Source organism: Winogradskyella sp., assembly GCF_013213835.1.
Classification (GTDB): Bacteria; Bacteroidota; Bacteroidia; order Flavobacteriales; family Flavobacteriaceae; genus Winogradskyella.
The window spans coordinates 61,413-85,432 of sequence record NZ_JABSSU010000003.1 but is presented as its reverse complement, the minus strand read 5'-3'; the positions used below and the strand labels follow the sequence as shown (position 1 = coordinate 85,432).

At 32.2% G+C, this 24,020-nt stretch carries 21 protein-coding genes; 11 read left to right on the top strand and 10 right to left on the bottom strand.

Annotated features, from left to right (window positions below; translation table 11 throughout):
- Positions 1–43 precede the first annotated feature (43 nt).
- The 3 genes from HRU50_RS03215 to HRU50_RS03205 all read left to right on the top strand — a co-directional run bounded on the left by HRU50_RS03215 (position 44) and on the right by HRU50_RS03205 (position 4,148).
- On the top strand, positions 44–316 hold the full coding sequence (locus tag HRU50_RS03215; protein ID WP_296348111.1) for a DUF4834 family protein: 273 nt from the start codon (positions 44–46) through the stop codon (positions 314–316).
- A gap of 58 nt (positions 317–374) precedes the next feature.
- On the top strand, positions 375–2,780 hold the full coding sequence (locus tag HRU50_RS03210) for a YfhO family protein (protein WP_296348109.1): 2,406 nt from the start codon (positions 375–377) through the stop codon (positions 2,778–2,780).
- 81 nt (positions 2,781–2,861) lie between these two features.
- Complete coding sequence (locus HRU50_RS03205) at positions 2,862–4,148, top strand: glycosyltransferase (RefSeq protein WP_296348107.1); 1,287 nt, start codon at positions 2,862–2,864, stop codon at positions 4,146–4,148.
- A gap of 109 nt (positions 4,149–4,257) precedes the next feature.
- Here HRU50_RS03205 and HRU50_RS03200 read toward each other — a convergent pair whose 3' ends face one another.
- The gene (locus HRU50_RS03200; protein ID WP_296348104.1) at positions 4,258–5,526 is read right to left on the bottom strand and encodes a hypothetical protein; all 1,269 of its coding nucleotides are present in this window, start codon (positions 5,524–5,526) and stop codon (positions 4,258–4,260) included.
- 159 nt (positions 5,527–5,685) lie between these two features.
- Positions 5,686–6,369: a hypothetical protein gene (locus HRU50_RS03195; protein WP_296348102.1), complete on the bottom strand. Its 684-nt coding sequence runs from the start codon at positions 6,367–6,369 to the stop codon at positions 5,686–5,688.
- A gap of 225 nt (positions 6,370–6,594) precedes the next feature.
- On the opposite strand from HRU50_RS03195, the gene HRU50_RS03190 reads away from it, so the two are divergent.
- A complete protein-coding gene (locus HRU50_RS03190) occupies positions 6,595–7,659 on the top strand; it encodes a DUF3667 domain-containing protein (protein ID WP_296348100.1) in 1,065 nt (354 codons plus the stop codon).
- A gap of 6 nt (positions 7,660–7,665) precedes the next feature.
- On the opposite strand, the gene uvrA is transcribed toward HRU50_RS03190, so the two are convergent.
- Positions 7,666–10,455, bottom strand: coding sequence for an excinuclease ABC subunit UvrA (uvrA, locus tag HRU50_RS03185; RefSeq protein WP_296348098.1), 2,790 nt, complete (start codon positions 10,453–10,455; stop codon positions 7,666–7,668).
- Between the two features lie 234 nt (positions 10,456–10,689).
- On the opposite strand from uvrA, the gene HRU50_RS03180 reads away from it, so the two are divergent.
- A complete protein-coding gene (locus HRU50_RS03180) occupies positions 10,690–11,274 on the top strand; it encodes a sigma-70 family RNA polymerase sigma factor (protein ID WP_296348097.1) in 585 nt (194 codons plus the stop codon).
- Positions 11,275–11,331: 57 nt separating this feature from the next.
- Positions 11,332–11,475 carry a hypothetical protein gene (locus HRU50_RS03175; protein WP_296348095.1) on the top strand — a complete coding sequence of 48 codons (144 nt, stop codon included), beginning with the start codon at positions 11,332–11,334 and terminating at the stop codon, positions 11,473–11,475.
- 27 nt (positions 11,476–11,502) lie between these two features.
- Here HRU50_RS03175 and nth read toward each other — a convergent pair whose 3' ends face one another.
- Positions 11,503–12,165 carry an endonuclease III gene (gene nth / locus HRU50_RS03170; RefSeq protein ID WP_296348093.1) on the bottom strand — a complete coding sequence of 221 codons (663 nt, stop codon included), beginning with the start codon at positions 12,163–12,165 and terminating at the stop codon, positions 11,503–11,505.
- A 127-nt stretch (positions 12,166–12,292) separates the two neighbouring features.
- Here nth and HRU50_RS03165 point away from each other — a divergent pair, with 127 nt between their 5' ends.
- Positions 12,293–13,348, top strand: a complete 1,056-nt coding sequence (locus HRU50_RS03165; RefSeq protein WP_296348092.1) for a glycosyltransferase — start codon at positions 12,293–12,295, stop codon at positions 13,346–13,348.
- Between the two features lie 89 nt (positions 13,349–13,437).
- Positions 13,438–13,893, top strand: a complete 456-nt coding sequence (gene bcp, locus HRU50_RS03160; RefSeq protein ID WP_296348090.1) for a thioredoxin-dependent thiol peroxidase — start codon at positions 13,438–13,440, stop codon at positions 13,891–13,893.
- Between the two features lie 71 nt (positions 13,894–13,964).
- Here the strand turns inward: bcp and HRU50_RS03155 are convergent, their stop codons facing one another.
- Complete coding sequence (locus tag HRU50_RS03155) at positions 13,965–15,422, bottom strand: TonB-dependent receptor (protein WP_296348088.1); 1,458 nt, start codon at positions 15,420–15,422, stop codon at positions 13,965–13,967.
- A gap of 91 nt (positions 15,423–15,513) precedes the next feature.
- On the opposite strand from HRU50_RS03155, the gene HRU50_RS03150 reads away from it, so the two are divergent.
- Together HRU50_RS03150 and HRU50_RS03145 are read left to right on the top strand one after the other, a co-directional pair.
- The gene (locus HRU50_RS03150; protein ID WP_296348086.1) at positions 15,514–16,275 is read left to right on the top strand and encodes an MBL fold metallo-hydrolase; all 762 of its coding nucleotides are present in this window, start codon (positions 15,514–15,516) and stop codon (positions 16,273–16,275) included.
- A 3-nt stretch (positions 16,276–16,278) separates the two neighbouring features.
- Positions 16,279–16,785 (top strand): hydrolase, encoded by a 507-nt coding sequence (locus HRU50_RS03145; RefSeq protein WP_296348084.1) that lies wholly within the window; start codon positions 16,279–16,281, stop codon positions 16,783–16,785.
- Here the strand turns inward: HRU50_RS03145 and HRU50_RS03140 are convergent.
- The 5 genes from HRU50_RS03140 to HRU50_RS03120 all read right to left on the bottom strand — a co-directional run bounded on the left by HRU50_RS03140 (position 16,782) and on the right by HRU50_RS03120 (position 22,016).
- Positions 16,782–17,426, bottom strand: a complete 645-nt coding sequence (locus HRU50_RS03140) for an alpha/beta fold hydrolase (protein WP_296348082.1) — start codon at positions 17,424–17,426, stop codon at positions 16,782–16,784. The genes HRU50_RS03145 and HRU50_RS03140 overlap by 4 nt on opposite strands.
- 4 nt (positions 17,427–17,430) lie before the next feature.
- Positions 17,431–17,763 carry a hypothetical protein gene (locus HRU50_RS03135; RefSeq protein ID WP_296348080.1) on the bottom strand — a complete coding sequence of 111 codons (333 nt, stop codon included), beginning with the start codon at positions 17,761–17,763 and terminating at the stop codon, positions 17,431–17,433.
- Positions 17,760–19,013: a dihydroorotase gene (locus HRU50_RS03130; RefSeq protein ID WP_296348078.1), complete on the bottom strand. Its 1,254-nt coding sequence runs from the start codon at positions 19,011–19,013 to the stop codon at positions 17,760–17,762. The genes HRU50_RS03135 and HRU50_RS03130 overlap by 4 nt, the downstream gene beginning before the upstream one ends.
- Positions 19,010–20,935, bottom strand: a complete 1,926-nt coding sequence (locus HRU50_RS03125; RefSeq protein ID WP_296348076.1) for a BatA domain-containing protein — start codon at positions 20,933–20,935, stop codon at positions 19,010–19,012. Before HRU50_RS03125 ends, HRU50_RS03130 begins: the two co-directional genes overlap by 4 nt.
- Positions 20,936–21,008: 73 nt before the next feature.
- Positions 21,009–22,016: a glycosyltransferase family 2 protein gene (locus HRU50_RS03120; protein ID WP_296348074.1), complete on the bottom strand. Its 1,008-nt coding sequence runs from the start codon at positions 22,014–22,016 to the stop codon at positions 21,009–21,011.
- 85 nt (positions 22,017–22,101) lie between these two features.
- Here HRU50_RS03120 and HRU50_RS03115 point away from each other — a divergent pair, with 85 nt between their 5' ends.
- The gene (locus HRU50_RS03115; protein WP_296348072.1) at positions 22,102–23,991 is read left to right on the top strand and encodes a peptidase M61; all 1,890 of its coding nucleotides are present in this window, start codon (positions 22,102–22,104) and stop codon (positions 23,989–23,991) included.
- Positions 23,992–24,020: the final 29 nt, after the last annotated feature.

Here is a 24,020-nt window from a genome sequence, read left to right as displayed (position 1 = left end):
TATTTTTGAATAATATATTAAACAATATAACAATCTTGAGCTTATGGGCTTATTAAGAACAATTCTAATCATCTTACTAGTGTACTACGGGTTAAAGATTCTATCTAGAATATTTGCACCTGTACTTATGAGGTTTGCCGCTAAGAAAGCTCAAGAAAGATTTGGTCAGCAGTTTGGTGGTTTTCAGAATCAAGCTCAACAAAGAACTGAGCAAAAGCGTAAAGAAGGTGAAACAATAATTGACAAAATGCCTAACCAAACAAAATCATCAAACGAAAAGGTTGGTGAGTATATTGATTTTGAAGAAATTGATTAATCTTCTTTTCTTACCAAAAAAATAATTACTTTTCAGATTCAATTTTTAGGATTTTTTCATGGCATTTTCTTTAAAACGTTTACTACCACATATTCTTGTTATTATTGGCTTTGTGGTATTGTCTTTAGCATATTTTAGTCCGGTTTTACAGGGAAAAAAAATATTTCAGAGCGATATTATGCACTATATTGGTATGGCTCAACAACAGAAAGAATTTGCTAAGGATACTGGTGAAGAAACATATTGGACAAACAGTGCATTTGGTGGTATGCCAACCTATCAGTTGGGCGCAAAGTATCCCCATAATTATATTAAAAAGCTCGACTTAAGTCTTAGATTTTTACCAAGACCAGCTGACTATCTGTTTCTTTATTTTATTGGTTTTTACATTTTATTGTTAGTCCTCAAGGTTGATTTTAAGCTTGCTGCTTTGGGGTCATTAGCTTTCGGTTTTTCAACATATCTCATCATAATATTAGGTGTTGGGCATAATGCAAAAGCACACGCCATTGCTTATATGCCGCTTGTTTTAGCTGGAATTTTGCTAACCTTTAGAAAGAAATACATTTCGGGATTTTTACTTACAATAGTTGCCTTAGGACTAGAGTTGGTAGCTAATCATTACCAAATGACTTATTATTTATTATTGTTAGTCATTGTCTTAGGAATTGTTTATTTGATTGATGCCTACAAGAAAAAAGAATTACCTCATTTCTTTAAATCAGTAGGTTTGTTATCCGTTGCAGCAATATTGGCTGTTGGTTTAAATGCGACGAATATATTAGCTACTCAAGAGTACGTCAAAGAAAGTACACGCGGTAAAAGCGAATTAACAATCAATCCTGATGGTACGGAAAAGGAAGTGACTTCAGGATTAGATAAATCCTATATTACAGAATATAGTTACGGATTAGCTGAAACCTTTAATCTGTTTATTCCCAAGTTTATGGGTGGAGGAAATTCAGAAGATATAGGAAAAGATTCTGAAACCTATAAAACTTATGTCACTCTGGGCGCGTCACCAATGGAAGCGTTAGAAGTGACTAAAAACGCCCCAATGTACTGGGGAGATCAGCCAATAGTTGAAGCACCTGCATATGTGGGTGCAGTTATAATTTTCTTATTCGTATTGGGCTTATTCCTAGTAAAAGGTCGACTAAAATGGTGGTTAGTTGGCGGAACAATTTTGTCATTATTACTGTCTTATGGTAAAAACTTAGGGTTTTTAACCGACTTTTTTATTGATTACGTGCCGTTATATAACAAGTTTAGAGCAGTTAGTTCTATCCAAGTGATATTAGAATTATGTATACCTATTTTGGGTGTTTTTGCATTAATGAGATTATTTAATGATTTTGAAAAAGATGAAGAAAAGCTTAAAGCTCTGATGTATTCAGTTACTATTACAGCAGGCTTATGTATCATCTTTTTATTATTTAAATCTTCATTATTTGATTTTGAAAGTTTTAGAGATAATGGTATTCCAGAACCTTTAGTAGATGCATTAATTAAAGATAGAAAGTCACTTTTTACAACAGACACTTTAAGAACACTTTTACTTGTTTTACTTTCAGCCGCTGCGGTTTTCTTGTTTATTAAGAAAAAGCTTAATGAAAATATTGTGGTAGTCGTATTTGCAGTTTTAATTCTATTTGATTTGGTGTCAATAAATAAAGGATATGTCAATAATGATGATTTTGTATCAGCATTACGAGTAGACAAGCCTTATCAGCCAAATACGGCAGATAAACAAATATTAAAAGACAATAGTCATTTTAGAGTTTTTGATGCTGCCAGTAATGCGCCAGCAAAAGCATCTTACTATCACAATTCGTTATTTGGATATCACGCCGCAAAGCTGGGTCGTTATAATGAATTATTAGAGTTTCATGTGTATAAGAACAACCCCGAAGTTCTTAACATGTTGAATACCAAATATGTTATTGAAGCTAATGACCAAGGACAAACCAGAGCAACTACAGCATATACAGAGCCAAACGGTAATGCCTGGTTTATTAAAAATCTCAAAAAAGTTGAAAGTGCAAATGCAGAAATTAAAGCACTTGATGATTTAAAAACTAAGGACGTAGCTGTGACTACAAGTGAGATGCTTTCTGACGCTACTTTTGTTGTTGATTCCATGGCTTCGATTGAATTAAAAGCTTTTAAACCAAATTATTTAAAGTATGCTTCATCTAATCCAAATGATGGTTTTGTAGTTTTTTCTGAAATTTATTATAGTAAAGGTTGGCAAACCTATTTAAATGGCGAACAAGTTTCTCATGATCGTGTTAATTATGTTCTTCGAGGTATGAAATTACCAAAAGGTAACCATACTATAGAATTTAAGTTTGAGCCTAAAGTTGTTAAAACTGGCAGTACCATTGCTTTAGCTAGTACAGGTATATTTGTTATCTTATTAGGGTTAGGACTATTTTTTAGTTTTAAAAAGAAAGAAGCTTAATTGTTGTCATTCCTGCGAAGGCAGGAATCTCTTTAAATTTCTGAAAACATATAGATTCCAGCTTTCGAAGGAATGAAAGTTATGAACAAGAAAAAAGTACTTATCATCTGCTATTACTGGCCACCAGCTGGTGGACCAGGCGTACAACGTTGGTTAAAATTTGTAAAGTACTTACCAGAGTTTGGCATAGACCCCATTGTATATTGCCCAGAAAATCCGAGTTATCCTATTGTAGATGAAAGTTTAATAAGTGATATTCCTAATGAGATTATCATTATTAAACAACCGATTAAAGAACCATATGCTTTAGCTAAGCTATTTTCTAAAAAGAGCACAAAATCTATAAGTTCTGGGGTTATTCCGAAGAAAAAGAAGCAATCTTTTATAGAACGTTTGATGCTTTATGTTAGAGGCAACTTCTTTATACCAGATGCTCGGAAAAATTGGATAAAACCTTCAGTAGCTTTTCTTTCAAAATATATTGAAGAAAAAAATATAGAGACCATAATTACAACTGGTCCACCGCATAGTTTACATCTTGTAGGTTTACAATTACAAAAGTTAAATAAAGTAAAATGGTTTGCAGATTTTCGAGATCCATGGACTACAATAGGTTATCATAAGGCACTAAAACTAACAAAATCTTCTGCAAGAAAACATATTGCTTTAGAATCTGAAGTGTTGAATTCTGCTGACCATATCATTGTAACAAGCAATCATACCAAGCAAGAATTTGAAACTAAGACCGAGCAGCCTATTACAGTAATCACTAATGGTTATGATTCGCATTCTGTAAGAGTAGAAGAGAAGGATAAGAATTTTACGCTATCACATATTGGTTCATTGTTATCTGAGCGAAATCCATTAATACTTTGGCAAGTACTTTCAGAGTTAATAAATGAGAACAGTGAATTTTCAGAAGCTTTTCAATTGAACTTAATTGGTGTTGTTAGTGATGATGTCGTTTCTTCAATAGAAGCTTCAGGATTAAATAACCATCTAAATATTGTTGGATACGTTAATCACGAAGAAGCTATAAAATATCAAATGAAGTCTCAGGCTTTATTACTCATTGAGATTGATTCTGAAGACACAAAAGCAATCATTCCTGGGAAATTATTTGAGTATATGATTTCTGAAACACCAATATTAGCAATTGGTCCTGAGAATTCAGATATAGAACAAATTATTAAATCTACAAATACAGGCTCGTATTTTAAGTATCAAGACAAGAATCAATTAAAAGAACAGATATTAAAGTATTTTGAATTATTTAAAAATAATGATCTTAAAGTAAATGCTATTGGTTTACAACCCTATAGTAGAAAATCACTTACTGAAAAATTAGGTAATTTACTTTTGGAATAATAGAAAAGCATCTGCGATTACAGATGCTTTCTAACTGAGAAATCCCATAAGTGCTTTAAGGCAAACATCACAGGATTTCTACTAACCAACCAAAAAATCTTTATTTCATTTATCCTCTAGATCGTCTTGTGTTAGATCTTGAAGAAGCTCTATTGTTACTTCTCCCTTGATTAGATCTCGTCGATACTGAAGATGACTTTCTTTTACTTTGTATTGTACTTCTTGTATTTCTACTGCTTGTACTTCTACTATTTAATGAACTTCTATTTGTTCTTTCTACTTTGTTAGACACAGCACTTCTGCTTCTGGTCACATTATTATTAGAATTGCTTGAAACTCTTGCGCTTTCAGAACTTCTAAACGTTCTGTTTGATCTAGAAACTCTACTGTTTTCAGTTGAACGATTACTTCTAATTGATCTAGTATTATTGGAGGTACTTCTGTTTGGAGTAGTCACTCTATCCGTAGATCTCGTACTTCTAATAGATCTTGTATTTCCAGTTCTAGTACTTGGTGTTGCGTCAATAGAATTATTTCTAGTTCTAGTTTCTACGCTGCGTGTCGTTCTCCTTCTTGTATTGTCATTACTAGTCAATCGTGTATTTCTAGTCCTCGTTATTTCTCTATTACTGCGTTCTACTCGTGTTCTCGTTGCACGCTCTGCTCTTGTTCTAGGTCGTTGTACATACCTTTCATTGATTCTTCTATTCCTTCTAGTTATTTGAGCATTTCCACGTCTTCCATTATGAACTGCAAAGTGTCTCAGATTGTTTCTATATGGTCTATACCAAATGTGTCTTACAGGTCTATAAAACTGTCTATATGGATTCACATTAACTACACAGAAATTTACTGGTGGAACCATGTAAAATCTATGCCAAGGTCTCCAAACATATACTCTATTGTAAACATTAATGAATCCATCATATCTCCAAAAGACATTATTTCTATAGTATATGTTTAACCCACCAATTCTGTTAATCCTACCAAAGTTGTTATAATTGATAAAGATGTTACCAATTTGATTTACTCTTCCATAAAAATCATAGAATATTGGTGTATTTTCAATTTGAATGATCGCACCAAAGCTGTCATACTGTACATATGGGTTGTAATCAAATCCACCATTAAAACTTAAGGTGAATCCAGGTGCATTAATTCCAACACTTACATCTGGTCCGTAATTAGGCATGTAAAAGTCAAATTGCCCATCTGCATATACTGAGAACTCAATGCCTGCCTCATTAAAAATGAAAGAATTTCCGTAACCTCTCACAAAATTGTTTAATGAAGCTTCTGCTTCTGTAGCTGTGTTGGTTGCAAATACAGTTGTGCTAAAAGCAACCAAAACTGTAAATAAATATAATATCCGTTTCATAATTAATAGGTTTTAAGATTAAACTCATTATTAAGAGATCAAACAGCATGCCAAAAAACATAACTAATTGATATTAAGTACTGTAATTATTTTCAGTAAAAACCCCGAACAGTTCTCTATACTATTCAGGGCTTTATTTTTACCTAAACTAAAGAAGCCTTATCCTCGATGCTGACTGTTCACTTTCTTATGTCTTTTAACTTTTCCATTTTTTCGGTAATAGAAATAATCATTGTCGCTTTCCCAACCAGATTCCCATGGATTAAAATCATAATCATTAAAGGTGTAATCTGAATTGAAAAATTCATTATCCCAAAGACCACAAGTCGTATTATTGAAATTAATTTGTCCTCTTGAACCAATTATCTCACCATGTCTATTATATAATAATCGTAATCCACCAACTTGTGTCATTCTACCTCTTCTGTAGGTTATATATAAAGTGCCAACTCTTTTTAAACGACCTTGTCTATCGTAATTAAGAAAAACATTCCCAATACGTCTTACTTGACCAAATCTATTGTGTCTTATAAGAATACCACCATTTTCAGAATAGCCGCTTCTAGGTGCGCCATATGTTCTATTTATATTACGACGATTTCGTTTATAATAGAAGTCGTCATGATATGGTTCTGAATTAAACAGATCTGTGTTAAAATCGAAACTTCCGTCAGGAAAGATTAAAAATTCAATACCACGTTCTACAAACGTTATCGGTTGTGTAAAATGGTAACGTTTTTTATTTAAATCTTCCCCATTTGAAACAGCATATCCTGCTGTTGTAGCTGTAGCAGATGTTATTCCTAATAACACCATTGCCATAAAAAGTACTTGTTTTTTCATACTTATAGGTTTTTAGATTCACCTAGTCTCTAACTCGTTTAGGACTTTTAGGCTTACGTTCTACTTTTGAGTTTTCAATTAACGTGCCATTATTTTAAATCTAACAAATACACTATGTTACGAATATGATGAGCTGTATAATGTCTAAGTTAGTAATATTCATTTTTCAATTAGTACTTATAAATTATAAAATTCTTTATCTTTAATCGTAGCTAACTAAGACCAATGAGCGAAAACTTAGAGACATGCAAAAATTGTGAAAACCAATACGAACAGGGTTTTAAATTTTGTCCGCATTGTGGTCAGAAAACAAATGACGAACTCACAATAGGTGTATTGTTTTACAACACAATTAGTAATTACTTTTCTTTTGATGCGCGATTCTTAAAGAGCTTCTTACCATTGATGTTCAAGCCAGGTTATTTAGCTAAAAGATTTGTAAACGGTCAAAGATTGATGTATTTGCATCCTGCACAGATGTATCTTTTTGTTTCTGTGATTTTCTTCTTTTTGTCTTCATTTACAATTGCTAATTGGGAAAAAGGCGCAAATGAAATCAACGAAAGAATTGCAAATACACCTTTAGAAATTAACGAAAAAGATAATGTAGTTGTTGAGATTGATTCGACTCAAAGAAAAGAAATCATTAAGACTTTAGATAAGAGCAAAGATGCATTAGGTATTGACGAAGTAGATATTAAACAAGTTGATTCTTTAATTCAGGCAGAAAATGGAAATCAACTTATAGATTGGGACTTTGATAAAAAGAAAATAGACTCATTGATAAATAGTGGCGCAAAAGATAAAGTCATTTACAAGGAGCTTGGTATGTCTGATGATGCTGGGTATTTTGAAAAAGGCATATACAAAGGTGTGGTCAACATGGCCAAAGGTACTGGTTTAGGTAATGCACTCCGACGAGCATTTGATGCAGTGCCAATTTCTATGTTTATTTTACTGCCGCTTTTCGCTTTAATGCTCAAAATATTATACTTTAAAAGAGGTCGTTACTCTCATCATTTAGTATTTACATTCTATTTGTTTTCGTTTTTATTTACACTGTTTGCCTTATTGATGGCGATAGATAGATTCTTGTTTGAAATTCCTGGTTGGATTAGCCTTTTAATTGTACTGTCTACATTTTTCTATTTTTATGTAGCATTACTAAAATTTTATGAAAGACATTGGTTTACAACATTTCTAAAAAGTTTTGTAATTACTTTTATGTTTTCTATCATGGTTATGATATCTACAGTGTCATTGTTTTTCTTTGGGATGATAAACTCTTAAAAGATATTACAGTTTTTCCTGAAGATATTTTCCTGTAACAGAATCTGCATTATTAGCAATTTCTTCTGGTGTACCTTCTGTCACAAGAGTTCCGCCTTGTTTTCCACCATTAGGTCCTAAGTCAATAACATGGTCAGCACACTTAATTAAATCAATATTATGTTCTATGACAATAATAGAGTGACCTTTTTCTATTAAAGCTTGAAATGACTTTAATAATTTCTGAATATCATGAAAATGTAAACCTGTTGTAGGTTCATCAAAGATGAATAAGGCATTATCACTTTTACTACCTTTTCCTAGGAATGTTGCCAACTTAATACGTTGCGCTTCACCACCAGAAAGGGTAGAAGAGGACTGACCTAATGTAACATAACCTAAGCCTACATCTTGAAGTGGTTGCAATTTCTTTTGAATTTTAGTTTCCTTATACGTTGTAAAGAAATCGATAGCATCATCTATTGTCATGCTTAGAATATCATGGATAGATTTACCTTCAAACGTAACTTCTAATATTTCCTTTTTAAAACGCTTTCCACCACAAGTCTCACAGGTTAAATGCACATCTGCCATAAACTGCATTTCTATAGTCACTTCACCTTCACCTTTACATGTTTCACAACGGCCACCATCAACATTAAAACTGAAATGTTTGGCTTGGTAATTCCTTATTTTACTCAATTTTTGAGAAGCGAATAATGCTCTAATGTCATCATAAGCTTTTACATAAGTTACAGGATTTGAGCGCGATGAACGACCAATTGGGTTTTGGTCAACAAACTCTACATGTTTGATGTTAGTAAAGTTTCCTGCTAATTCTGTAAACTGGCCAACTTTATCACTAAATCCAGTTAGTTTTTTCTGAATTGCAGGAAATAAAATCTTTTTAACCAACGTACTTTTTCCGCTTCCAGATACACCAGTAACAACAGTTAGCATATCTAAAGGAAAAGTGATATCTATGTTTTTAAGGTTATTTTCTCTGGCACCAACAATATCTATATGGTATTTTGAAGTTCTTCTTTTTTCAGGCACTTCAATTTCTAGTTTCCCATTAAGGTATTTTCCAGTAAGTGTATCGGAAATAAGAATATCTTTAAAAGTTCCTGCCGCAACAACCTCACCGCCAAATGTGCCAGCTTCAGGACCAATATCTATAATCTCATCAGCAGCTTTCATGATGTCTTCATCATGTTCAACCACAATTACAGTATTGCCTAAATCGCGTAACGATTGTAGTACTTTGATGAGTTTCTCGGTGTCTTTAGGATGCAAACCAATACTAGGTTCATCTAAAATGTACATAGAGCCTACAAGGCTACTTCCTAAAGATGTTGCCAAATTGATACGTTGACTTTCACCACCTGAAAGCGTATTAGATCTTCTGTTAAGCGTTAAATAATCTAAGCCTACGTTTGAAAGGAATTCTAAACGTGTGTTAATTTCAGTCAACAAACGTTTTGCTACTTTATTTTGATAGTCGTTGAGCTCTAAATTTTTGAAGAATTCAGTAAGTTCATTAAGTGGTAAGTCGACTAAGTCAGTTATAGTAGCGCCATTTATCTTTACATAATTGGCTTCTTTGCGTAAGCGTTTGCCGTTGCAAACATTACATTTCGTTTTACCACGATAACGCGATAACATAACTCTATTCTGAATTTTATAAGCTTTAGATTCCAGTTCAGCAAAGAAACTGTCCAATCCTTCGAAGTATTGATTACCTTTCCAGATAAGTCGTTTTTGTTCTTCACTCAACTCAAAATAAGGTTTGTGAATCGGAAAATCGAATTTATGTGAATTGTTTACCAATTGGTCTCTATACCAGCTCATACTTTCACCTCGCCAAGGAAAAATAGTATTTTCATATACTGAAAGTCCTGTGTTTGGTATCACCAAATCTTCATCTATACCAATTACATCACCATATCCTTCACATTTAGGACAAGCACCATATGGATTATTAAAACTGAATAGATGTACATTGGGCTCTAAAAATGTCATGCCATCCAATTCAAACTTATTATTGAAGATTATTTGCTTTTTATCAGCAAGCGATTCTATTATACAAGCGCCAACACCTTCAAAAAAAGCAGTTTCAATAGCATCAGCTAATCTATTTAAGAAGTCTTCATCGTCTTTAAAAACAATTCTATCTACAACTAAAAATAAGTCCTTATCAGAAGTTATATTTTGTTTTAAAGCATCATCTATTCTTAAAACTTCATCTTTCACTTTAATACGAGCATAACCTTGTTGTTGAAGCGTTTGTAGTTTGTTTTCTACTGTTCTATTTTCTTCAAGAATAATAGGTGAGAGCAGAAGAAGCTTAGAAGCTTCTTCAAAAGTTTTGATGTGTTCGATAACATCAGTTACTGTGTGCTTTTTAACTTCATTACCAGAAATAGGTGAGTAGGTTTTACCAATTCTGGCAAATAATAGCTTTAAATAATCGTAGATTTCTGTTGTTGTTCCAACAGTTGATCTTGGATTGGTTGAATTTACCTTTTGTTCTATGGCAATAGCTGGCGCAATACCTTTAATATATTCAACTTGAGGTTTATTTAACCGACCTAAGAATTGTCTCGCATAACTCGATAAACTCTCTACATAACGTCTTTGACCCTCAGCATATAAGGTGTCAAAGGCTAAACTAGATTTTCCCGAACCAGATAAGCCTGTGATTACAACCAATTTATTACGAGGAATAACCACATCAATATCTTTTAGGTTATGCAACTTTGCACCTTTTATAATGATGTTTTCCTTAGGGTTTACTTCGAGCAGATTGGTCTTCATAGCATTATTGAGAATATAATTTTGCAAAGATACCTAAACTATTTAAGCTGATAAAATGCATAAATGATAGATAAAATGTTAAAATTTATAAGGTTTTCTTGTTTTTTAGAAATCTTTGTTGTTATATTTACACTTCATTCATTCAAAAAACACCTGCGTATAGCATAATATTACTTTTAAAAAAGCTTAAAACCCCACGTTGAGAACACTATTCTCAGCATAAAAAGTAATATTATGAGAAACGAACTTATCCAGGACGCAGCTTTAGTTAGCAATTACATTAGAGGAGACGAAAATGCTTTAGCCGTTTTAATTGAAAGGCATAAACAAAAGATTTACAGTTTCATTTATTCTAAAGTGTATGACAAAGACATCACAGAAGATATTTTTCAGGATACCTTTATAAAAGTAATTAGGACACTTAAAAGAGGAAAATATAATGAAGAAGGTAAGTTTTTACCATGGGTTATGCGTATTGCTCATAATCTTGTAATTGATCATTTCAGAAAAAATAGTAGAATGCCTAAGTTTGATAATGCTGGTGAATTTAGCATATTCTCTGTTTTAAGTGATAATAGTCTTAATGCTGAAAAATCCATTATTAAGGAACAAGTTGAATCTGATGTAAGGCGCATCATTGAAGAACTACCAGAAGACCAAAAGCAAGTATTATTAATGCGTATGTATCAAGATATGAGTTTTAAAGAAATCTCAGAGCGTACAGGTGTTAGCATCAATACTGCATTAGGTAGAATGCGCTATGCACTTATTAATATGCGTAAGGTTATAGAGCAGAATAATATAATTTTAACAAATTGATACAATAAAGAGTTTTAGATTGCGTTTTAGTCATATATCAAATCTTAAAATGATAATATGGCAAAACTTTACTCTAAACCAAATCCAAAAAATGATAACCTAACACCAAAAGATGAAACAATAAAACGTCTTTTGGATTATTCAAAGGCTTTAAGTGTTATAAATTATAATAAATTGAAGTTTGAAGCACTTCTAAATTAAGTTGTTAAGAATCCTGATTGTGTTAAATCAGGATTTTTTTTGCTTTTTGTAATAGTCGTCTAAAACTGTTTTTCTACCTATAGTTTTAGTAATGATGTCTTTTTCTAAATCCCAACCTCTGGCCGGTGAATATTCTCTACCATACCAAATAATCTGAAGGTGCAAATCATTCCATAGTTCTTCAGGAAATAAACGCTTTGCATCTTTCTCAGTTTGAACAACATTTTTTCCATTAGTAAGATTCCAACGATACATTAAACGGTGAATATGTGTGTCAACAGGAAACGCTGGTATGCCAAATGCTTGCGATAAAACCACTGCTGCAGTTTTATGACCAACAGCAGGCAGAGCTTCTAATTCTTCATATGTATTTGGGACTTCACCATTGTGCTTTTCTATAAGAATATGTGACAAACCATGAATACCTTTACTTTTCATAGGTGATAAACCGACTGGTTTAATGATTTCTCTAATTTCATCAACCGATAGTTTAATCATGTCATAAGGATTATCAGCACGTTCAAACAATAATGGTGTTATTTGATTAACCCGAACATCTGTACTTTGTGCAGACATTAAAACAGCAATAAGAAGTGTGTAAGGATCTTTATGGTCTAAAGGAATTGGAATCTCGGGATATAACTTGTTTAACGTATCTACAACAAACTGTACCTTTTCCTGTTTTGTCATGTTTTTTGATGTTTGTATTCAAAATTAATATATTTCGTTCTATAATTTTTAATGTTTTTAGTTAATTGAAATAATGAGAGTTACTTATATCGTGCGGTCAATAAATGGTACTTCAGGGTTAGAGCGTATGATTCTTTTTCAAACTAATTATTTTATAAATAAATTCAATTATGAGATAGATATAGTTTTACTGAACACCCAGTTTAAACTCAATAATTCCAATTTTGAAATTAATGAAAATATAAAATTCACCCATTTAAAGTGTTTTAAGGATAATTCAATTGGCTATTTAACCAAGGTCAACTCAATAAATAAAGCAATCAAAAAGATTAATCCAGATGTAATTATGGTTTGCATTGATGAAATATTTGGATTAACTCTCGGTGTATTTTTAACTGACCAAATTCCTAAAATTTATCAAAGACATACCACAAGACAGATGAATCTTGGCTTTAGTTCTGAATCATTTAAAAATAAAGTTATAAATTTTATTAAAACTCAATTAATTGTAAGGTCTGGTTTTAGTTATGATAAGTTTGTAGTGCTTTCTGAAGAACATAAAAGCCATTGGAGTCACTTAAATAATCTTGAAGTGATAAATAACCCCATCACTACAGAATACTCCAATAAAGCCGCAGAATTAAAGAATAAAGTTGTTATTGCTGTAGGCAGACAAAGCTATGAAAAAGGCTTTGACATGCTTTTGAGAAGTTGGAAGAAAGTATTAGATAATTTTCCCGATTGGACATTGAAAATATATGGAAACGAAAATCCAAAACTGGCGCTAAAAGATCTTGCTAAAGAATTATTGATTAATGACAACGTACAGTTTTATAATCATACTTCAAATATTGAAGAAGCTTATTTAGGTTCTTCTTTATTAGTATGCTCTTCGCGTATAGAAGGTTTCCCACTGATCTTATTGGAAGCAATGGCTTTAGGAGTACCAGTTGTTTCCTTTGATTGTGATATAGGTCCAAGAGCAATTATTAAGCATAATGAAGATGGTTTGTTAGTACCGTTTAATGATATAGATGAACTTTGTAACTCAATAAAAATATTAATCAGCAATTATGATCTAAGACAAAAATTTGGAAAGAAAGCAAAAGAAAATATAATTAGATTTTCACAAGAATTAGTTATGACTAATTGGAAAATCCTAATTGAAGAGCTTGTAATTTAGCATGACTCATTTAACGTATTTATAACAAATTGTGCCTTTTCTTGCTTTGTCATTCATTGTATTTTTACAAAAAACAAAAATTAAGCAATATGACGCATTTAAAAGTAGGTGACAAAGCACCAGAATTTAACGCTTTAGACCAAGATGGAAATTCTATTTCTTTGAGTGACTATACTGGAAAAAAGTTAGTGGTTTTCTTTTATCCTAAAGCAAGTACTCCTGGTTGTACGGCTGAAGCTTGCAATCTGAATGATAATTATGAAAGATTTCAATCGCAAGGTTATGAAATACTGGGCGTTAGTGCAGATAGTGCTAAACGTCAAACAAATTTTAAAAATAAATATGGGTTTCAATATCCTTTATTAGCAGACGAAGACAAAGTTGTTATTGAAGCATTCGGCGTTTGGGGACCAAAGAAATTTATGGGTAAAGAATACGATGGTATCCACAGAACTACTTTTGTAATAGATGAAAATGGTGTGTTAGAAGATGTAATTACCAAAGTTAAAACAAAGGACCATACTGCTCAAATTTTAGCAGATTGAGAAAAAGAGCTACGATAAAACAAAAAAGAGCGACAAAATTGTCGCTCTTTTTTGTTTATAAATACGTTTGATTATGCTTCATGAATGACTTCTTCCTCTGACTCATATCCAAACAATGCTTTTTCTTTGATTAATTTAGCAACACCTTCAGGAAGCATTTCTTCCCAACCATCTTTGCCTTCAGCAATCATTTTTAAAACTTTTCTTGAGAAAACCGTTAAAATAGACTTTTCAAAGTCAGTAATGTCAACGACCTTACCATTATATTTAAAGAACTTATAAAGTTCCTTCATTCTTGGATGCACTTTTAGATTTTCACTTGTAGTTAAGCTTCCATCTTCGTTTAGCATTGGATATAAATACACACGTAAGTCTTTATAGAACAACTTGCCAAAGGCTTCTAGGATTCCACCACTAAGATGACGGTAATATTTTTCATCAAAAATATCGACAAGGTTATTAACTCCCATGGCTAATCCCATTCTATTTTTTGAATATTGAGAGAAGTATTCAACCAATTTGTAATATTCCTGGAAATTAGATATCAATACCGTCTGACCCAAAGAACAAAGCAAACGAGCTCTATCCATAAAGTCTTGCTCATCAATTTCACCTTCAGCTCTTAAGTTAGATAAAGTGATTTCAAAGATTACTTGAGTTTTGTTTTTGTCAACCTTATTTTCTTTGATAAACATTTCATATGATTTTTCAAACATATCCATGTTTACCTTGGTTACAGGTCTAAAACTACCTCTAAAAGCCAATATATTTTTTTTGTACAGAACTCTCGCTGGTAATACGTTATTACCATCAGGAGCAAACATTACGGCATCGGTCATTCCGTTTTTAACAAGTTGTAAACTCATTAATCGGTTATCAACGTCTTTAAATAAAGGTCCAGAGAAATTGATAGTATCAATCTCTATTTGATCTTTATCTAAATGGTCGTACAGATATCTTAAAAGTTTTCTTGGTTTATTGTATTTGTAAAATGCGCCATATATTAAGTTTGTACCTAGCTTACCTAATGTTTCTTGCTGTAAACGCGCATCATTTTCTTTAAACCTTATGTGCAATACAATATCATTATATTCTTGGTCTGGAGCAACTTGATACTTTATACCAACCCAACCATGTCCTTTGTACTTTTTGGCAAAATCAATAGTCGCAACCGTATTTGCGTAAGAAAAGAAGATTTTATTAGGATGATTTTCCCTTTTGATACGTTTTTCAATAAGATCAACTTCATGATTGAGCATTTTTCTAAGACGTGCTTCAGTGACATATCTTTTGTCGTCTTCAATACCATAAATAGCGTCACTAAAGTCCTTGTCGTAGGCCGACATTGTTTTTGCTATTGTACCTGAGGCACCACCAGCTCTAAAAAACTGTCGTACAGTTTCTTGACCAGCACCAATTTCCGCAAATGTTCCGTAAATATCTTTGTTTAGGTTTATTCTAAGGGCTTTGTCTTTTAACGATGGAATATTCTCAATTTGAAAATCACCTTTATACGTTATTTCTTCCATATATTATTGGTATTGGGTACATTGGCAAAGGTATCAATTTACTACTTCAAACAAAAAAATAAGCTTATTTTTGTATTAAACTTAACAACTGTTGAAAGTAACATTTCTAGGTACTGGAACTTCACAGGGAATCCCAATAATTGGGAGTACTCATCCTGTTTGTTCAAGCGAAAATCCAAAAGATAAAAGACTAAGAGTTTCTATTCTTGTTGAATGGGATAACTACACTTATGTGGTAGATTGTGGTCCAGATTTTAGACAACAAATGCTTAATGCGAATGTCTCGAGAATTGATGGAGTCTTATTCACTCACGAGCACGCCGATCATACAATGGGTTTAGATGATATAAGACCTTTCTTTTTTAGGCAAGGTGATATTGAATTGTATGCTCACAAGCGGGTTTTTAAAGCACTTAAGAAACGGTTTGATTACATATTTACATCAAAAGAAAAATATCCAGGTGTGCCAAGTGTTATCAAGCATAAAATAAAGAACAGACCTTTTAGGTTAGGTAATCTAGAGGTGATGCCTGTTGATGGATTACACTATAAATTGCAAGTTTTTGGATTTCGATTTGGTGATTTTGCCTATCTCACAGACATGAAAACTGTTGCGGATGAAGAAGTTGCTAAACTTAAGAATTTAGATACTTTGGTTGTAAACGCATTAAGAGAAGAACCTCATATGTCGCATTTTAATCTTGAGGAAGCTTTAGAGTTTATTAAAAAAGTCAACCCTAAACGTGCTTATCTTACACATATCAGTCATCATATGGGATTTCACGATAAAGTACAACAAAAATTACCTAAAAACGTTTACCTAGCGTACGATAACTTACAAATTACTATATAATTTATGAAGAGCAGAATATTCATGTACTTGTTTATATTTTCAGCTTTATTGTGCATTTTTCAATATGCCAATTCTAAAAATATTTTAGATAAGTACGAAGTTGATATAAAAAAGCTTAAAGCGACAGTTGAAGAAAAAGAACAAGCTATAACTGAGCTAGAAGATCAAAATTTTGAGCTAAACTATTTTAATATTGATAGAAACGATAATGCTTTAGATTATTTCATAATGCAAGGTTATGATGTTGACAAGCTAATTACAGCAATACATGAAGGTTTATATGAGATGAATGATTATGAAGGTGAAGACCATCCAATTGTACCATTTGTGTCAATGACTGAATCTAAATTAGTAATTAATAAAATTAGAATTTTAAATCACAGATGGATTGTGGCTAATTTTACTGATGGTGCAAATTGGGGCGAGATTTTCTTAACCTATGAAATTGATGAAGAAAATAACCTTAAATATCATCTATCAGAATACTTTATGTATCCGACCTTTAATTAAATATATTTTTTTAGCCAGTCCTTGAAATCGTAGAAATTCTGTGGTGCCACGCCATGACCAACAGGATATTCTTTGTAAACATGATTTATTCCTAAATGTTTCAAAAAGTCTGGTGTTTTTTGAGCCCAAGCGACAGGAATCACTTGGTCGACATAACCATGAGAACAGAAAAAGTTTAAATGCGCGACATCTTCATTTTCTATGACATCAGGAAAAATGTCTTCATTGAGATAACCACTTAACGCAATTATATTCTTAACTTTAGACGGATAGTTAAATGCAACCGCATAGCTTAAAATAGTACCTTGACTAAATCCTAAAAGTGTTACGTTCTGTGAGTTTACAGGATACTTAGCGCAAGCGTAATCAATAAATCCACTAATTTTATCTACAGATGCTGCAGCTTGTACATTATCATTCCATTTGCCTTTTTCAGCATCAAAATTAATGGCATACCAAGCATTTCCATAAGGTTGCATAGGATAAGGTGCTCTCAATGATATTATGAATAACTCTTTTGGTAATTCTGAAGCAAATGAAAATAAATCATTTTCATCGCTACCATAACCATGACACATTATTAGTAATGGTGCATTTTCTCTTAAAGACGAAGGTCTAGTGATGTAATGAAGGTTGCTCAAGCGATTAAGAATTTATATTTCTAAAGGCATTTTGAAAATAACTACCAAGTACAGGAAGTTCTTTAGTTTCGCCTTTAATTGCGAAGAAAAGGCAATATAACCAAGACCCAAATGTTACAAACCATAGCATAGTGCCAAACCATGAATTGACATACCTTTCACATACATTAGAAACTAGAAGCATGATGATTAATCCTAACATTTGCCTTGCATGAAAAGCTACATAAGGATTTTTCTTTTCCATATTCATGAAAATAGCAATGATTAAACCAATAAAAGTAATGTAGGCAACAATGGCTAAAGTTTTTCCTTCTTCAATAGTTTGTCTATCTATCATTTTAAAACAATTTTATTGTTTGCAATAATTCCATAACTTTTTCCTTTAAGCTCAACACCAAAAAAGGCGCTGTTTTTTGACCTTGATGAGATGTCATTCTTACTGAATGTGTATCGTTTTTCAGGATTAAATAAGCTTAAATTAGCAATTTCACCTTCATTAATAGTACTAGATTCTATACCAAATATTGCTTTTCCTTGAGTAAGAATACTAATAGTTTTTTTAGTTGTGAAAATAGTCTGCAAAGCACCAAAAGCAGATTCTAAACCGATTGTACCATACTTAGCATGGTCAAATTCAACTTTTTTATCTTCAATATCTATAGGATTATGGTCAGTAGTGACCATATCAATAGTGCCATCCTTTAGACCTTCGATAAGCGCATCACAATCTTCTTGAGTTCTTAATGGTGGCAAAACTTTATATCTAGTGTCAAAACCATCTAAAGTATCATCTGTAAGTACTAAATTATGGATAGCAACACTACAAGTAACGTTAAGTTTTTTTGATTTTGCAGCTCTAATCAACTCGACAGATTTAGCAGTTGAAATGGTCGGAATATGTAATTTGCCGTCGGTATATTCTAATAAAAATAAATCTCTAGCAACTTGTAATTCTTCAGCTAACGCAGGATTTCCTTTTAAACCTAATCGTGTGCTATTAATATGTTCATTAACAACACCAAGACCAGAAATCTTTGATTCTTGTGGAAAAGAACAAACCAAACCATCAAAATTACTAGCATATTGCAAAGCAATTTTTAAAAGGTTAGGATTAGAAATCGGTTTCTGATAATCGTAAAAGGCAACAGCACCAGCATTTTTCATATCAAACAACTCAGCTAAGTCGACACCTTTACTAGATTGGGTTAAAGCACCAATAGGATAGAGACTAGTAGCTTTGTTTTGAGCTTTTGATTTTACAAAAGTGATGTCTGCATAGCTATCAATAACCGGATTAGAATTGGCATTTAAAACCACATCGGTAAAACCAGACTGAGCTGCGGTTTTTAATCCGTTTTCGATAGTTTCACGTTCTTCATAACCTGGTTCACCAAAAGATACACTACTATCAAACCAACCTTGAGAAACATGAAGGTTATCTAACTTTATTTCTTTGTAATTGTCGGGATTAGATATGCGTTTAGAAATTTTCGCTATGCGACCTTTTTCAATTAAAATATCGACCGTTTCGTTGTGAAAATCACTTTTTGAATCAACGATAGTGGCAGATTTTATGAGTGCGTTCATTTAAGATATTTTAATAATAGTATCTCAAGAATTAAGAATACTAGCACAAAAATAACAAACCATTTCCATAGCGCATTAACATTTGCGCTACTTTTTATATCATTAATGGCTGTTGATAAATTGTTGCTAACTGATAAGTTGTTAAACGACTCTAAATCATAATACTTAAGATTACTTTCGGATCTATTATAATTAAAGCTTAAGTTTTGTAAAACTTCTTCTTTGTTTTTAACCTTTAAAATTCCTGCTGTATTAGGATATTCTTCAGTTTCCAAAACAACAGATTTACTATAGGTTTTTTGCAATGGTATAACCGAAGTGTTAGCTGAACTTAAAGTTAAAATATCATCTTGCCCAATAACTGTATTAACAGCAATAGTATTAGGCTCGCCAATAGTATAGAATAGTTTTGGTAATTCTAAGCTCTGTTTTCCAATATTATAGAGTACAGGTACAATCAAAGGCGACTTTTTAAAGTTAGAATTATCATCGTTTAGTGCGGCAGAGAACACAAAAGATTTAGAATTTCCTGTTAAAAAAGCAGAACCATCTTCAAAAGATAACACAGCATTTCTGTTTGATACAAAACGATAAGACTGTTCTACTTTTGGATACTGAAAATTAGTAACCTTAGAATAAAAAGCATCTGCCAAAAGCGGATGATTATAGTTAATAGTTGTTACTCGTTTTTGCTTATTATTGGATTTGCCTAAAGTTGATAGATTTAAATTCTTAAACAAATGTATATAAGTATGTAAAGCAGATTCACTTGAAGGAATAATTAATATTTTTCCACCATCTAAACTAAAATCAAATAGTGCAATTCTTAAGGCATTTGATATGCTTTCTAGTTCATTAAGAATGATTAAATTTTGATTTGGGATTAGATTGAAATTTAAAGCATTCAGTTTGAAAGATTGATAGTTAAACTCATCATCAGTATAAATACGTTTTAGGAAATTATCATCAGAGGATTCGTTAATACTAAGTACTTTGATTTTTGGTTTAGAATTAATATTAAAATAAAAGATGTTATCATATTGTAAACCCACATCTTCAATTACAAGCTTTCCATTTACAACTAAATTATTAGCAATTGTAAAGGTTGCTTCAGCACCATCATCGATGTCAACGGCACTCTTTGATAAAAGTACATCGTCATTATATAATGAAATGGTTACATTTTCTATTGGCTCAGCGGCATTAGATAAATTAACACTTAAGTCTAAAGTCTCGGCTGAAGCATTGGAAACATAAACACTATCTATGCTAATATTTGTACGTATTTCAGATTTTGGTTGTACCAATTTAAGGCTTATGCCTTCGTCAAAATTAAATGTAGAGTTTTGGCTTTCTTGCTGAAAATCAGAAACTATAATCAAATTCTTTTTAGCGGTTTTTGAATCTGAAAATAATTGAGAGCCCTTCAATAAAGCTGCGTCATAATTTAATTGATTTGAAGAGTGGGACAACTGAATAAGGTCGTTTTTTAAAGCCTTTATCGTCGTATTCTTATAAGTGTTAGAATTAGTGAATATACTAATCTCTTCATCTTCCGAAAAACTATTTATTATATCTTGAATAGATTCATTTAATAACGAGCCATTTTGTCCTCTGGCTTGCATACTAAAGGAATTGTCGAGATAAATTACCGTTTCTTGTTCCTCGTTGTAAGCTTCATCATTTGGAATAAAAGGTTGCGCAAAAGCAATGATAGCACATGCAAGAAGTAGCATTCTTGTTAGAAGCGTAAGCCACTTTTTTAATTGCGAACTTTTGCGTGTTTGTAGCTCAACATTTTTAAGGAATTTGACATTCGTAAATTTTACTTTCTCAAATCTGCGAAGCTGAAATAAGTGAATCAAAATAGGAATAATGAGTAAAAAAAGCGCGTAAAGTAATTCTGGGTGTTTAAACTGCATTCCTAAGTCTTAAAATCTTTAGCATCAAATATAGATAATGCCATGAAATTTGAGGTTTTGCTTTTGAGAATTTTTAACAGAAAAAGAAGTAATCTTGCATTGACTTCATATTTAACTCTTTGAGATACTTTGAAATTTCAGCTTGCTCAATCTCATTAGCAACAGTAACAATACATTGTGGGTTTTTGAGTTCTTTGAGATATTTAAAACCATGAAGTTTTTGATTGTAAATATCTTTTCCAATTTTTTTATCATTATCGCAAATCCAATGAAATTCTATTTGCTTTTCTAATAGTAATTTAGCAATAGATTTACCTTTTTTACCAGCGCCCCAAATGACTAATGGTCTGTGATTATCAAATTCTAGCTCTAAGAAATAATCGAGTTTTAAATCTAAAAAAGTGTTCGCTGCATAGTGTTCATGAGTCCGCGACGTTCTATTGCTATAATCACGCCAATGAAGCAAAATTTCATCACAAGGAATACACTTATAATTAGCTTTATAAAACCGAAAGGCTAAATCGTAATCCTCGGGATAACGATTTGGTTCAAATCCATCACAAGCTTCAAAATCTTCTCTATGAAGCATCCAACAAGGTGATGGAATTACACATTCTTTGTAGATTTCAGAAAAATTAGAACCTGTCTTTGTCAATTGATTTAGCCATCTTTCATACTTGGCAAAACCTTCACTTAAACCATCTTCTCTAAAGTACTTTACTTGTCCGACAGCTAAATGATTTTTACCATAAAATTGTAGAGAAGAAATCATTACCTCTAATCGATTTGGTGACATTATATCATCACTATCCATACGAGTGATATAATTTCCAGAACAATGACAATATGCTGTTTTTAGAGCTTTAATAATGCCATTTCCAGTGTTTCTAAGAAGCTTTATTCTGTTGTCTACTTTTGAATATTTCTTTACAATATTCAAAGAGGGATCTGTTGAGTTATCGTCAACAAAAACAGCTTCCCAATCTTTGTGTGTTTGATTTATAAGAGATACAATACATTCTTCAATATAAAGTTCTGTGTTTTTAAAAGGAATAACTATACTAACTAAGACTTGCGACATGAAGCGAATTTAACAAAACCTTTAGATAAAAAGTGGTAACAGATACTAGTTTTGAGCGACTTGTTACAAAATCAAAAATATTAAAATGAGGAATTATTTAGCCATTATAGGTTTGAGTGTAGTTTTAGCGGGCTGTGGCTCTGCAAAAACCAATGCAGATGATTTAGCGATTAACAATCCTATTCAAACTACTCTAGATTTAACAAAAGTTACAGACGATAAAGTGCCAGTAACAATTAATCCTGGACGTTTTACTTGGGAAACAGTAACATATAGGCTTCCAAGAGTTGTTCAAGGCACATATTCGGTTAGTGACTTCGGAAAATATGTAGATGATTTTAAAGCTTTAGATTATAAAGGCAATGAGCTTAAAGTAACAAAAGTAGACGTTAATACTTGGTCTATTGAAGATGCAGAAAATCTTGATAAATTGACGTATTACGTTAATGATACTTTTGATATTGAAACCAGTGGTGGAATAGGTGGTGAGCAACCATTCTCACCTGCCGGAACAAACATTGAAGAAGACAATTTCGTATTAAACCTACATGGGTTTATTGGATATTTTGATGCCTTAAAGAATAGTCAATATGGGTTAACCGTAATCTCTGATTTAGATTTTAAAAGAACTTCTGCCTTAGAGGTTAAAAGTGAATTCTTAACAAATGATGGTAAAGCTATAACCACATATGCTGCGCCACGTTATTTTGATATTACAGATAACCCGATGATGTATGGTAAACTTGATGTAGAAGAGTTCATGGTTGGTGATATTAAAATCGTATTATCTGTATACTCGCCAAATAACGTTCATACTGCCGCGAGTCAAAAAGAGACTGTTTTTAAAATGATGCAAGCTCAGAAGAATTATTTAGGTGATATAAATAGCACAGCACGTTACGACATCTACTTATATTTATCTGACGGATCTGAAACAGCACCAAAAGGTATGGGTGCTTTAGAGCATCATACATCTACTGTTGTAGTTTTACCAGAATCTTCAAGTAAAGAGTCATTAGCATCTTCTATCATTGATGTTGTTGCGCATGAGTTTTTTCATATCGTAACACCACTTTCTGTACATTCTGAAGATGTGCACTATTTTGATTATAACAAACCTACTTTTTCAAAGCACTTATGGATGTATGAAGGTACTACAGAATATTTTGCGCAACACTTTCAAATCTATGAAGGTTTAGTAGAACCAAATGATTTCTATAATACTGTAATGACTAAAATCAATACATCTAAAAATTTAGATGATGCTATGAGCTTTACTATAATGAGCGAAAATGTATTGAAAGAACCATATGCAGCTAATTATTATAATGTCTACATGAAAGGTGCATTAATCAATATGTGTATTGATATTTTGTTGAGAAAAGAAAGTGAAGGTAATAGAAGCATTTTGTCCTTAATGAAAGAATTATCTAATATATATGGTAAAGAAAAGCCTTTTGTGGACGATAATCTTATTGCTGAAATCACAGCAATGACGTATCCTAGTATAGGCGAATTCTTAAATACGCATGTGGTTGGTAATGTGCCGATTAATTATAATGATTTCTTTGAAATGGTTGGTCTAACGATGGGACAAACAGAAGTGCCTACAAATTACATCTTTGCTGGTGGGCAGAATATTATTTTTGATGCTGACCAAACTAAAGGGAATATATTCTTCTCACAGATGGCACTTAAGAACTCATTCTGGAAATCTCAAGGTGTTCAAGCAGGTGATATCATTAAAAAAGTAAATGGTGCTGATTTAACATTACAAAATGCACAACAAGTTATTGGTGGCATGTTTGGATGGCAAGCAGGACAAGAATATTCTTTAGAATTAGAGCGTGAAGGTGAAGTTATTTCACTTTCTGGTACGTTAGAAAAAGCTACAGGAATCAGTGAGTCTTTAGTAGAAAGTTCAGAAGCAACGACATCTCAAATTGAATTAAGAAATGCTTGGTTAAAAGGCTAATAAATGCCAGCATGCTCACTGAGTTACTC